Origin of the sequence: Noviherbaspirillum sp. (genome assembly GCF_035654295.1) — a bacterium.
In the GTDB taxonomy this organism is placed as follows: Bacteria; Pseudomonadota; Gammaproteobacteria; order Burkholderiales; family Burkholderiaceae_D; genus Noviherbaspirillum.
Genome location: NZ_DASRXF010000203.1, coordinates 1 through 12,555 on the forward strand (window position 1 = coordinate 1; position 12,555 = coordinate 12,555).

9 protein-coding genes are annotated in these 12,555 nt (G+C 62.6%); 6 read left to right on the top strand and 3 right to left on the bottom strand.

Going from position 1 to position 12,555, the window contains the following annotated elements:
- From VFF99_RS18640 to VFF99_RS18650, 3 genes are all read right to left on the bottom strand, one after another.
- A partial coding sequence (locus VFF99_RS18640; RefSeq protein WP_325020421.1) for a molybdopterin-dependent oxidoreductase occupies nucleotides 1-1,732 on the bottom strand: 1,732 nt, incomplete at its 3' end.
- Entirely contained in the window at nucleotides 1,729-3,318 is a 1,590-nt protein-coding gene (locus tag VFF99_RS18645; protein WP_325020422.1) for a formate dehydrogenase beta subunit, read from the bottom strand. The genes VFF99_RS18645 and VFF99_RS18640, both read right to left, overlap by 4 nt.
- The gene (locus tag VFF99_RS18650) at nucleotides 3,315-3,812 is read right to left on the bottom strand and encodes a formate dehydrogenase subunit gamma (RefSeq protein WP_325020423.1); all 498 of its coding nucleotides are present in this window, start codon (nucleotides 3,810-3,812) and stop codon (nucleotides 3,315-3,317) included. Before VFF99_RS18650 ends, VFF99_RS18645 begins: the two co-directional genes overlap by 4 nt.
- Nucleotides 3,813-3,926: 114 nt before the next feature.
- Here VFF99_RS18650 and VFF99_RS18655 point away from each other — a divergent pair, with 114 nt between their 5' ends.
- From VFF99_RS18655 to VFF99_RS18680, 6 genes are all read left to right on the top strand, one after another.
- Nucleotides 3,927-4,997, top strand: coding sequence for a substrate-binding domain-containing protein (locus VFF99_RS18655; protein WP_325020424.1), 1,071 nt, complete (start codon nucleotides 3,927-3,929; stop codon nucleotides 4,995-4,997).
- Nucleotides 4,998-5,109: 112 nt separating this feature from the next.
- Nucleotides 5,110-5,985 (top strand): LysR substrate-binding domain-containing protein, encoded by an 876-nt coding sequence (locus VFF99_RS18660; RefSeq protein WP_325020425.1) that lies wholly within the window; start codon nucleotides 5,110-5,112, stop codon nucleotides 5,983-5,985.
- Nucleotides 5,986-6,342: 357 nt separating this feature from the next.
- The gene (locus VFF99_RS18665) at nucleotides 6,343-7,473 is read left to right on the top strand and encodes a porin (protein ID WP_325020426.1); all 1,131 of its coding nucleotides are present in this window, start codon (nucleotides 6,343-6,345) and stop codon (nucleotides 7,471-7,473) included.
- Between the two features lie 48 nt (nucleotides 7,474-7,521).
- The gene (locus tag VFF99_RS18670) at nucleotides 7,522-8,889 is read left to right on the top strand and encodes an aminotransferase class III-fold pyridoxal phosphate-dependent enzyme (protein ID WP_325020427.1); all 1,368 of its coding nucleotides are present in this window, start codon (nucleotides 7,522-7,524) and stop codon (nucleotides 8,887-8,889) included.
- A 68-nt stretch (nucleotides 8,890-8,957) separates the two neighbouring features.
- On the top strand, nucleotides 8,958-10,310 hold the full coding sequence (locus VFF99_RS18675; RefSeq protein WP_325020428.1) for an MFS transporter: 1,353 nt from the start codon (nucleotides 8,958-8,960) through the stop codon (nucleotides 10,308-10,310).
- A 27-nt stretch (nucleotides 10,311-10,337) separates the two neighbouring features.
- Nucleotides 10,338-12,530, top strand: a complete 2,193-nt coding sequence (locus VFF99_RS18680; RefSeq protein WP_325020429.1) for a N,N-dimethylformamidase beta subunit family domain-containing protein — start codon at nucleotides 10,338-10,340, stop codon at nucleotides 12,528-12,530.
- Nucleotides 12,531-12,555 lie beyond the last annotated feature (25 nt).

Sequence of the window (12,555 nt, forward strand, 5' to 3'; positions counted from 1 at the left end):
TGTTCTGGCCGCGCAGCGGGTTGACGCCGACGCCTTCGCGCCCGACGTTCCCGGTGGCCATCGCAAGGTTCGCAATGGCCATCACGGCGGTCGTACCTTGTGCGTGTTCGGTGACGCCGAGACCGTAATAGATTGCCGCATTGCCGCCCGTGGCGTACGTACGGGCAGCTTCGCGCAGCAGCCGGGCCGGTACCCCCGAGACGGCTTCGGTCGCCTCCGGCGCGTTTTCCGGCTGCGAGACAAACTGGCGCCATGCATGAAAAGCCTTGCCCTCGCAGCGCCCGGCGATAAACGCTTCGTCCAGCAGGCCTTCGACGACAATGACATGCGCGAGGGCGTTGAGGACGGCGACGTTCGTTCCGGGACGCAGCTGCAGATGGCAGGCCGCGCGCACATGCGGCGACTTCACCAGGTCGATGCGGCGAGGATCGATGACAATCAGCTTTGCGCCCTGGCGCAGCCGCTTCTTCAAGCGGGACGCAAAGACCGGGTGGCCGTCGGTGGGATTGGCGCCGATGAGCATGATGACATCGGCACGTTCCACCGATTTGAACGTCTGCGTACCGGCGGATTCGCCCAGGGTGTGCTTGAGCCCGTAACCGGTCGGCGAGTGGCATACCCGCGCGCAGGTATCCACATTGTTGTTGCCGAATGCCGCCCGCACCAGTTTCTGTACGAGGTAACCCTCTTCGTTGGTACAGCGCGAGGAAACGATCCCGCCAACCGAGTCGCGGCCGTATCCGGCCTGGATTCGCTTGAATTCGGAAGCAGCAAAATCGAGCGCCTCGTCCCAGGACACTTCGCGCCACGGCTCGGTGATCGCGTTGCGTATCATCGGCGTGGTGATGCGGTCGCGATGCGTCGCATAGCCCCAGGCAAAGCGCCCCTTGACGCAGGCATGGCCCTCATTGGCCTTGCCGTCCTTGTAAGGCACCATTCTCACGACCTGGTTGCCCTTCAATTCGGCTTTCAGTGCGCAACCGACGCCGCAGTAGGCACAGGTGGTGACGACGCTGTGTTCGCCCTGGCCGAGCCAGATTACCGACTTTTCCTGTAGGGTTGCGGTCGGACAGGCTTGAACGCACGCGCCGCAGGAGACGCACTCGGATTCCATGAAGGTGTCGGCCTGCCCCGCGGTAATGCGTGATGCAAATCCGCGTCCCGAAACCGTCAGCGCGAACGTTCCCTGGGTTTCCTCGCAGGCGCGGACGCACCGGTTGCAGACGATGCACTTGGCGGGATCGTAGGTGAAGTAGGGATTCGACTCGTCCTTTTTGTCGGCGAGGTGATTGGCGCCGTCTATGCCGTACCGCACCTCCCGCAGTCCGACGACGCCCGCCATGTCCTGGAGTTCGCAGTCGCCGTTTGCCGGGCAGGTGAGGCAGTCAAGCGGGTGGTCGGAGATATAAAGCTCCATGACCCCCTTGCGCAAGGATTGCAGCTTCCCGGACTGCGTGCGCACCTTCATGCCTTCTTCCACGACGGTGGTGCAGGATGCAGGGTAACCCCGCCTGCCTTCAATTTCGACCAGGCACAGCCGGCACGAACCGAATGCCTCGATGCTGTCCGTCGCGCAGAGTTTCGGAATATTGATGCCGCTTTCCGCCGCCGCGCGCATGACGGATGTGCCGGCTGGAACCGTGACCGCAATGCCGTCGATCTCCAGGTTGACCTGAATCGCCGATGAGCGCGCCGGGGTGCCGCAGTCTCGCGTCAGAACCGTTTCTTTCATGGCATTCGCCTCTCCATGTCGCGCCCCGAATCATCGCGGCGAAAGTCATCGGGAAAATGGTCCAGCGCAGAGAGAACCGGCAAAGGCGTCATGCTCCCCATTGCGCAAAGCGAGCCGTGCACCATCGTGTCGCAGAGATCGCGCAGGAGTTGAATCTGCTGCATGCTGCCGTTGCTGCCGTTGCTGCCGTTGCTGCCGATGATCTTGTCGATCACCTCCACGCCGCGGGTTGAGCCGATGCGGCAGGGCGTGCATTTGCCGCAGGATTCGATGGCGCAGAATTCCATCGCATAGCGCGCCAGGCGCCCGAGGTTCGCGCTGTCGTCATGGACGACGATGCCGCCGTGGCCCAGTACGGCGCCGATGGCGGAAAATGCTTCGTAGTCGAGCGGTGTATCCCAGCGCGATTCCGGAAGATAGGCGCCGAGCGGGCCGCCGACCTGCACCGCCTTGATGGGGCGGCCCGATGCCGTTCCACCCCCGTATTCGTATAACACCTCGCGCAGCGTGACACCGAAGGCTTTCTCGATGAGACCGCCGTGCTTGATGTTGCCGGCAAGCTGGATGGCGATGGTGCCGCGCGACCGGCCCATCCCGAAATCACGATAGAAGTCTGCTCCCCGGTGCAAGATGACCGGGACGCTCGTGAATGAAAGGACGTTGTTGACAATCGTCGGCTGATTGAACAAGCCGTGAACCGCGGGCAGCGGGGGGCGCGCCCTGACGATTCCGCGGTTTCCTTCCAGGCTTTCCAGAAGCGCTGTTTCCTCGCCGCAGATATACGCGCCGGCGCCCTTGCGCACCTCCAGGTCAAACTGCTTGCCTGAACCCAGGATATCGTCACCCAGGTAACCGGCATGTCTCGCGGTCTGGATTGCCGCTTCCAGCGTGGCCATGGCATGCGGATATTCGCTGCGGACGTAGAGGTAGCCCTTCGTGGCGGATACCGCCATGGCAGCGATCGTCATACCTTCGATGAGTGAAAAAGGATCGCCCTCCATCACGAGGCGGTCTGCGAATGTGCCTGAGTCGCCCTCATCGGCGTTGCACACCACGTATTTCCGGTCCGCGTTCGTATCGAGGACGGTTTTCCATTTGACGCCGGTTGGAAACGCGGCGCCCCCGCGGCCGCGCAAACCGGAGTGCGTCACCGTCTCGACGATGGCGGCCGGGGGCATGGCAAGTGCCGCGCGCAATCCCCGGTAGCCGTCGTGCCGAAGGTAATCGCTGAGCGAAAGCGGGTCCACCACGCCGTTGCGTGCGAAGGTAAGACGCTCCTGGCGCTTCATATATGGCAGCTGGTCTACCAGACCCAGCGAGAGGGGATGGCGTGTGCTGCCCAGATGAAAGCCGCTCGCGAACAAGCCGGGAACATCGGTCTCGCGCACCGGTCCGTACCCCGCGCGACCGGCGGGGGTGTCCACCTCCACCAGGGGTTCGAGCCAGAACATGCCACGCGAACCGGTCCGCACGATTTCCACGGGCACACCCAGGCGCTGTGCCTCGGACACGATCGCCTTGCGCACCTTCTCCGCGCCCAGCGCGAGCGCCGAGGAGTCGCGCGGCAAAAAGATTCGTACCGTCATAGGGTTTCCTGTCTGGCTTGGTCGAGGATTTCGGCAATGCGGTCAGGGGTGACGCGCACCCAAAGACGCTCGTCGACCGTCAGTGCCGGCGCAACGGCGCACTGCCCGAGACAGTAGACGGGCTCAAGCGACATCGAGCCGTCGGCAGTTTGTTCATGCATCCGGCAGCCGAGGATGCGTTCCGCTTCGGCAAGCACGCCGTCGGCGCCCATGCTTTGGCAGGCCTCAGCCCGGCAAATCCTCAGTTGATGTTGCGCAGGCGGCGTTGTCCGGAAGTCGTGATAGAAGCTGACGACGCCATGTACTTCCGCGCGCGAGCGATTGAAGGCGCCGGCAATCGCCGGAACGGCTTCGGGCGGTATCCAGCCGAGTGCTTCCTGGACCGCGTGCAAGGCTGGAACGAGGCCGCCGGGGATCGCCGATTTGTCCGCGGCGATGCGTACAACCGTTTTGGCGACAGGATCGGCGACAGTGCAGGGGAGTCGGCTATCCATGTCGGTCCCCGCCAGTGATATATGCATGAAAAAGCATATGAAATCCAGTTGTTGATTTGATTGGCCGCAGGCTAACATGCTGAAAATTCAGCTTCAATATGATTGAAACAGCATATGAAAATCGAAATTCGACCGGAATGGCTGCTGCGCCACGGCGACGGCACGACGATTTCGCTGCCCTTGCTCCTGCGGCTGTTGACGGAAATCCGCGACCAGGGAAGCATTGCCAGCGCGGCGCAGACAGCCGGACTGTCTTATCGCTATGCGTGGGGCTTGCTGAAAGAGTTCGACGAACGGTTCGGCGCCGCATTGGTGCAAAAGTCGCGCGGACAGGGCACGCGCTTGTCGCCGCTTGCCGAGAAGCTGATCTGGGCCGACAAGCGGATTGAAGCGCGTCTCTCGCCATTCCTTGAAACCCTGGCTTCGGAACTGGAGCGTGAACTCGCGACCGTGCTTGCCGAGGAAAGCCCCGCTCTCCGGCTCACCGCATCTCATGGGTTCGCAGTCGACGCCCTCGTCAGGAAGTTCAGTGCGGGCGATATCGTGGTTGACCTGAAGTACCGTGGGAGCACGGAAGCGGTTGCCGCGCTCGCCCGCGGGGAATGCGACCTGGCGGGATTCCACCTCCCGGTCGGGGAATTCCGGAGAGCCGCCGCACAGCAGTACCTCAAATGGCTGGATCCGAAGCGCCACGTCCTCGTGCACCTCGCATACCGGACGCAGGGCCTGTTCGTCGAGAAAGGCAATCCGAAAGGCATCACGTCGCTTCGCGATCTTGCGCGGACCGATATCCGCTTCGTGAATCGCCAGGCCGGCTCGGGCACGCGGGTACTGCTCGAACTACTGCTGGCGAAGGAGAAAATCAGGACGGCCCGAGTGCCGGGCTATGAAAGCGCGGAGTTTACGCACGCCGCCGTGGCTGCATTTGTTGCGAGTGGCATGGCAGATGTGGGGTTCGGTGTCGAGACTGCCGCACGCCGCTTCAATCTCGACTTCCTCCCGGTGGTGCGCGAACAGTATTTTTTTGCGGCCGAGCGCAAGCAGCTGGACGACCCGCGGCTTTCCCTTGCGGTGAAACTGATGGCAAGCGATGAAATCCGTCACGCGATCAGCGCTCTGGCCGGTTACGACGGCGCGCTGTCGGGGACGGTGATGGAGCTGGACGATGCGGCCGCCGCAGCATAGGACAGCACCGGGCAAGGCCGATGAATGCCCCATGTGCGTGGTACCATTTTCGACCGGGTTCGGCAACGCTGCACCCCTCCCGGTGCGGCGAACCTGACTACTTGAGCGCGATATGAAACTGCCTCCCCTGAACGCATTGCGCGTCTTTTACGTACTGGGCCAGACCACGAGCCTGCGCCGCGCCGCGGAAACGCTGTGCGTGACCCACACGGCAGTGGTCCGGCAGATCAAGGAGCTGGAGGCATGGTTCGGCGTCAAGCTGGTATCGACAACGGTACGCGGCACCGAGCTGACGGCGGAGGGGCGGCGCCTCTACACCTTCGTCGCTGAAAGCTTCAAGCTCCTGGCGCAGGGAACGGAGGAGATCAAGCCTTCCCGCCAGACCAAGGAGCTGCGGATCTGGGCGATGCCCGGTTTCGCCACGTTCTGGATTCTTCCGCGGCTGGGATCCTTGCAGGAGGCCTTGCCAGGGGTGGCGATATCGCTTCTCCCGACCGAACAAACGCCCTCCTTCTTCGACAACGAGGTCGATGCCGTGGTGCGTTACGGCTGCCCCACCGCGCGCGATCTCTCGAACCACCTGATCCTGAGACCGCGCCTGATCGCGGTGGCGTCGCGGGCGTGGGTGGAAAAGCATCCGGAAATACGCCAGCCCAAGGACCTGCTGTCCGTGCCTCTCATCCACGAGCGTTACCAGGAAGACTGGCAAAACTGGTTCGATGCGCTGGGCATCAAGAACTGCGGCCACTTGAACGGGCCCCGCGTCGGCGTGTCGACCGCAGTGCTCGAGGCGGTGCACCGGGATCAGGGTCCCGGCCTTTTTCCCGACGTTTTCAACGTGCAAAACATGCGCGGCGGCCTGCTGCAGGTCGTTCCCGATGCGCCCCGCATCGGCGGCTACTACTTCGTCACCAGAAGCGATCGCGAGAATGAGCCGCGCATTGTGCGGCTGCGGGAGTGGCTGATGGAAAATCTCAAGGACGCCTGAGTCCTCTCTGCATTTCCCCCTCTGCATTTCCCCCGAAATCGTCACCTCGATTGCCCCGCCCGCACTGGGCCGGGTGTGGTGACTTTTTCGTTCGTCCAAGCCCCTCGGTGGAAACTTTTTGAGACCGCCCGGGTGAGAATTTTGTGCCTTACTGACACATCTTCCTGTTGCTAGCATGGTCTTGCTGCAACACGACTGGCGAATGAACTTACTGCATTTTCAGAGTTGAGGACGACACGCTTTCGATTCATTCCCGCGAGTGTCGTGATTGCGGCGAGGCTTCCGATAAACCAAATAATCCGTGCGCCCGGCGAATGCCGCAATGCGTAACGGAAAACAACGATTAAAGGTGAATCCATGCGAAAGCTTGCTTGCTTGCTCCCGCTATTGCTTACTTCCGGGGCAGCTTCAGCGCAATCCAATGTGACAGTGTATGGCCTGCTCGATGTCGCCGTCAGCGTGACAGACGCCGGCGGCGCCGCGCTCCGGCAAAAGGAAATGACTTCCGGGGTAGGGCTCGGGAGCAGAATCGGATTTCGGGGCACCGAAGATCTGGGCGGGGGCCTGAAGGCGAATTTCGTTCTTGAGAACGGATTCAACCCCGACACGGGAACGATCGGCCAGGGCGGCGTGCTGTTTGGCCGTCAGGCATGGGTGGGCCTGGCATCGTCCTCGCTCAGTGTTTCGTTCGGACGCCAGTACTCGCCCATGCTGCTGACCCTGGCAACCACGGATCCCGGCAGCCAGGGCTACTGGGGCAACAATCAGGGAACGGGCAACGCGCTGTATCAAAGTCCCGGTTCGGGCGCCGGATCAGGCGGACACCAGGCGACGGGGCGCATCAACAATTCGATTCTCCTTACCGGCACCTCCGGGGCGCTTTCCGGCCGCTTGATGCTGGGGCTGGGCGATGAAAACCCCGCCGGGTCGGGCCGTCTTGTCGGCGCCAGCGGCAACTACGCATCGGGCCCGGTCCTGCTGTCCGCCGCCGTTACCCGGTTCCGCCAGTACGCATCCACCATCGTCGCCGGCGCCGAGCCGGACTGGCAAACGGAATACGCGGTCGCCGGCACCTACAACTTCAATGTCGCGAAGCTGTTTACGGGTTACTACAACTATCGGCCGTCGGGTGCGAATCTGGTCCCCGCGGCAACCACCGCGACCGGCCTTGCCCTCGATCCGCGCTTCACCGAGAACAAGACGTTCTGGATCGGCGCGCGCGTTCCGCTGGCCGGCGGCACCGTCATCGCCAACGCCATGCGCACCACCTTTGAATATGCCGCGCTGCCGGACGGCAAAAGCACTACCCTCGGCCTGGCCTACGAATACCCGCTCTCGAAGCGGACACTCGTCTACGGCAGCTACGGCCAGGTGATGAACAACGCGACAGGACGGGTAAGCCTGCTGGCCGCCATTCCTGCAGTCTTCCCCTCGGCCGCGGGCGCCGATCCGAAGGCGCTTTCCGCCGGCATCCGTCATACCTTCTAAGGTCATGACGGGCGCGTTCCATCCAACGCTTATTCGTCAGGTATCAACATGAATGCAAACGAATCGATCGCCGCCATCGGCGCGGCTTCGTCAACGCTGCACGGCTTCGCGGACCTTCGTGCGCTCCAGCACAGCGCCAGCCTGAAGCTCATCAAGGGCGGCCGCGGCGTCTGGGTCTATGACGAGGCCGGGCGCCCGCTTCTTGAAGCGGCTTCCGGCATGTGGTGCGCAAGCCTCGGTTTCGGCGATCCCGAACTGGTCGAGGCAGCCATCGAGCAGTTCAAAACCCTTCCTTACTACCATACGCTGGGAGGGAAATCGGTGGTGCCGTCCGAAGTGCTGTCGGAACGGCTGCTTGCAAAGTCGCCGATCAGTAAAGGCAAGGTCTACTTTGCCTGCACCGGGTCCGAGGGCAACGATTTCCTCGTCAAGTTCGTGCGCTTTGCGAACAACGCCGCCGGGCTGCCGAAGAAAAAGAAGTTCATCTCCCGCACCAATGGTTATCACGGCGCCACGCTGGCCGCATCGAGCCTGACAGGCATCGCCGGCAACCACAAGGGCTTCGATCTGCCGCTGCCCGGCTTCCTGCATACCGCGGACCCGCACTACTACCGCAATGCATTGCCCGGCGAGTCGGAAGACGACTTTTGCCAGCGGATGGTGCGCGAACTCCGCACCTTGATCGAGTCCGAGGGACCGGAAACCATCGCCGGCTTCCTCGCGGAACCGGTCGGCGGAGCAGGGGGAGTGGTGATCCCGCCTTCCGGCTACTACAACCGCGTCCAGGAGCTGCTGCAAGGTTTCGGCATTCCGTTCTTCTCCGATGAAGTGATTACGGGCGTCGGGCGGCTGGGGGACTGGTTCGGCAGTGACACGATGGGCATCAAACCGCGCGCCATCGTGATGGGCAAAGGGCTTACCAGCGCCTACTTCCCGCTCTCCGCCGTCATCCTCGAGCAAGAGCTGGTCGACCGGATCACGGAAGGCAGCGACAGGAACGGCCACTATTTTGCCCATGGAGCCACTTACGCGGGGCATCCCGTCGGTTGTGCAATTGCGCTTGCCGTGCTCGATATCATCGAACGACGTAATATTCTTGACCATGTAAAACGCATGGCCGAAGTATTCAAGCGGCGATTGCTGGCGCTGCAGGAGCATCCCCTCGTGGGCCACGCCCGCTGTGTCGGACTGGTCGGCGCCGTCGAGCTGCGGCCCGCGCCGGGCAGCGCCGGCGATCCCGGGGGCGAGCTGGTAAAGAAGGTACATGCGATCGCGGAAAACAGATATGGCCTGATCTTCCGGAAGCTTGCGAACAACGTATGTGCTTTTTCGCCTCCCCTCGTCATCACCGAGGAGGAGGTCAACGAGCTCTTCGACCGTTTCACAGCAGCCCTTGACAGTGCAATGGCCTCTTGAACCCAAGCGAGCGGCCGTAATTCCGTAAATTGCGGCCGGTCTGCCCAACTCACCCATTAGGAGTGAAGATGAATACAGGATTTTCTGCCGGTTTGTCCCAGGATCTGGTACGCAAGATTTCGTGGAGGATTACCCCCGTCCTGATGCTCATGTATTTCATGTGCATCATCGACCGGGTCAACCTGGGATATGCCTCCCTCACGATGAACAAGGAGCTCGGCCTGACGGCGGCCCAGTACGGATTTGCCGCGGGTCTGCTGTACATGACCTACATTCTGTGCGAGGTCCCGAGCAACATTCTTCTCCACCGCACCTCGCCGCGCATCTGGTTTACCCGGATCATGATTACCTGGGGCCTGTGTTCCGCCGCCACCGGCCTGATCCAGAACGAAACCCACCTCTACACCGCGCGGCTTCTGCTCGGCGCGGCCGAGGCGGGTCTTTTCCCCGGCGTCCTGTACTACCTGACCCGGTGGCTTCCGCGCGAGGAACGCGTTTCTGTCGTCGCCATGTTCATGATGGCGGCGCCGATCGCCTTCGTTGTCGGCGCACCGGTATCCGGCTACCTGATCGACCATGCGTCAGTCTTCGGCTACTCCGGATGGCGCGCCATGCTGATCATCGAGGGCCTCATTCCCGTGGCACTCGGCCTGATGCTGCCTTTCATCCTGACCAATACGCCTGAAGAAGCAAAATGGCTGAGCGCGACGGAAAAGAGCGCGATTCGCAGCGCCCTGGCAGAAGAGGAAAAGTCGGCGATCGCCAACGACCACGGATTCCTCAAGGCCTTGGCGGACGGGAAGGTCTGGGCGCTGGGCTTCGTATTCTTTGGCATCAACGTCACGTTCTCCATCCTGTTCTGGTTCCTGCCGCAAATGGTCGCCGGGTTCAAGTCGACGATGGGCGGGAACCTGACGACCGGCCAGATCGGCATGATCTCCGCGTCGCCGTTCGCCACTGCCGCCATTGCGATGCTTGTCTACGGCTTCTGGCTCAAGGGAAAGGCCACGACGGTGGCGCATGTGAGCGGGCCGATTGCGGTCGCCGCGCTGGGCACGGTCATTCCGGCGATGTCGGCTTCTCCCTACGTGATCATGGTCGGTCTGTGCATGGCTGCGGCGGGCGCTTTCTGTGCGATGGTGTCGTTCTGGCAGTTGCCGCCGATGATCTTCAAGGGGCGGACGGCGGCAAGCGGTATCGCGATGGTCGCCGCGATCGGCGTGTCATCCAATGCCGTCATCCCCTGGATCAATGGCTACATCAAGGACATGACCGGCTCGCTCGACGGTGCAATGATGTTCAACGGCGGCGTCATTGTTCTCGCACTGATCACCGCGATCGTCATCAGCTTCAAACTGACGCGTCAAAGCCGCGCGCCGATTGCCGAGGCTTCCGGCATTCGCGGCACGGCGCGCAGCTAGTTTTTGTTCAATCAATCAGGCACAAGCATGGTTCCTATCATCGGATACACAAACAGGTCGTCGGCACGCCCCGGGGAGCAGGTCGAGGTCAAGGTGAGTTGCGATTACGACGGCACCTACGACGTCGACTTCGTCCAGATCCTCAGCGCCGATCCGAACCCCGACAGCACCGGGGTCCGGTACCGTGAAATGGCAGCGCCGTTCAACGGCTCATACCCGTCGCGGAAGCAACAGATCCGGGTCGGCTCATACGGCGTCGTCGACGTTCCGGGCGGCACCGGGCTCGGCAACCGATGGACCTTTTCGGTGCGCGTCCAGCCCTGGCTGCTGGATGACAAGTACCAGACCGTCGCCGCGCTCGTCATGCAGCAACCGATCTCGATGTCGGTCTCGGCGCGCGGCACGGTACTTGCGTTGCCGTCCGGGCTTGAAGTGGCGCTCCCTCCGATGCACAGGAAAAAGTGGTATGAGTTGCGCGTCGTGAGCGACGGGGCCAAGGTTTCCTTCCACCAGATCCCGCTCCACCGGCGAGACGGGGCACCGGTCCACAAGACCGTGGTGGGAGGCCTGCCGCCTGACCTCGCCTTGCAACGTGTCGTACTCGCTGCGGCATGGGATGCGAGCGCCGGGCAGTATTCGCGGTTCTTCAACGGCCGCCTGGAAGACCCCGCAGTCCTGACCTCGGCAATCGACACGCCTGAATTGCTCGACCTGGAGGACGCCGTGCAGCGGAGCGGCGACGTTGCCCACTGGTGGGATTTTTCAGCCGACATACCGGGGCAGACCTTGACCGATCGCGGTACCCGCCGCGCGCCGGGCCACGTCGTCAACCTGCCCGCGCGCGCCGTGTGCGGCTCGCGCTGGTCAGGCAGGGAAATGAACTGGACGCAGGCGCCGCGCGATTATGCCGCCATCCATTTTCACGAGGATGACCTGTACGACTGTGGATGGGAAACGGACTTCGTGGCAAGCATCCCCGAGGATCTTGCCAGCGGCGTGTACGGCTTCCGCTTGCGTTGCGGCCGTAGCGAAGACGTGATTCCGCTGTACGTGCTGCCGGCCAAAACCGCGTCGAAGAAAGCAGTCGCGCTGCTTGTTCCGACCTTCACCTACCAGGTGTATGCCAATTTCGATCGCGCCAATTTCGACGATGCGTACCGCGCCCGCCGCGCAGAGTGGGGAGGGTACCCGCACCATCCCGCCGAGCACCGCGAGTACGGCTATTCGACCTACGACCGGCACCGGGACGGAAGCGGAGTGATCTATTCGAGCTCGCGCCGCCCCGTCCTCACGGACCGTCCCGGCTACATCTGCTATGTCGACCTGAAAGGATCGGGCATCCGCCACCTGTCGGCCGACATGCACATCGTCGATTGGATGCGCGCATCGGGGATCGAATTCGATGTGATTACCGACCATGATCTCCATCGCGAGGGCCGCGCGCTCCTCCAGGATTACCGCTGCGTGCTCACCGGAACCCATCCCGAATACCACACCGTCGAGACCCTGGATGCGCTCCAGGCTTACATCGACGATGGCGGGAAGTTTGTCTACCTCGGTGGAAACGGCTTCTACTGGAAACTCGGTATCAGCAGCAGCGTGCCAGACGTCCTCGAAGTGCGGCGGGCCGAAGCCGGTACGCGCGCCTGGGCGTCCGACCCCGGGGAGTACTACCACGCGCTGGATGGCGCGTTCGGCGGCCTCTGGCGGCGCAATCGCCGCCCGCCGCAGGCACTGGTCGGCGTGGGGATGACCGCGCAAGGGTATTTCGAGGGGACCTATTACCGCCGGCTCCCTGAATCGTACCGGCCGGACATGGCATGGATGTTCGAAGGGATCCAGGACGAACTGCTCGGCAACTTCGGCCTTTCCGGCGGCGGCGCCGCCGGCTTCGAGCTCGATCGTGCCGACATCGAACTCGGCACGCCCGTGAATGCCGTCGTAGTTGCACGTTCCGAAAAGCACCAGGCGCATTTCGGCGTTACGCCGGAAGAAGTGTTGTCGACGCTTCCGCACATCGGCGGCGGCGGCTCCGCCGACCTCATCCGCGCAGACATGACTTACTTCGAAAGGCCCGGCGGAGGCGCTGTTTTCTCCGTTGGCTCGATCACGTTCTGCGGCAGCCTCTCGCACAACAACTACGAGAACAACATCTCGCAGCTGTTAAGGAACGTCGTCAGGCGGTTTGCGGCACGCGCAGAAGTGCGAGGGGAACGATGAGACCGTCGATATGAGCCGGGACATG

Coding starts and splice junctions, on each gene's coding strand:
- VFF99_RS18660 (WP_325020425.1), top strand. CDS start 5,110: ATGAAACTGCCTCCCCTGAACGCATTGCGCGTCTTTTACGTACTGGGC.
- VFF99_RS18645 (WP_325020422.1), bottom strand. CDS start 3,318: ATGACGGTACGAATCTTTTTGCCGCGCGACTCCTCGGCGCTCGCGCTG.
- VFF99_RS18680 (WP_325020429.1), top strand. CDS start 10,338: ATGGTTCCTATCATCGGATACACAAACAGGTCGTCGGCACGCCCCGGG.
- VFF99_RS18655 (WP_325020424.1), top strand. CDS start 3,927: ATGAAAATCGAAATTCGACCGGAATGGCTGCTGCGCCACGGCGACGGC.
- VFF99_RS18675 (WP_325020428.1), top strand. CDS start 8,958: ATGAATACAGGATTTTCTGCCGGTTTGTCCCAGGATCTGGTACGCAAG.
- VFF99_RS18650 (WP_325020423.1), bottom strand. CDS start 3,812: ATGGATAGCCGACTCCCCTGCACTGTCGCCGATCCTGTCGCCAAAACG.
- VFF99_RS18665 (WP_325020426.1), top strand. CDS start 6,343: ATGCGAAAGCTTGCTTGCTTGCTCCCGCTATTGCTTACTTCCGGGGCA.
- VFF99_RS18670 (WP_325020427.1), top strand. CDS start 7,522: ATGAATGCAAACGAATCGATCGCCGCCATCGGCGCGGCTTCGTCAACG.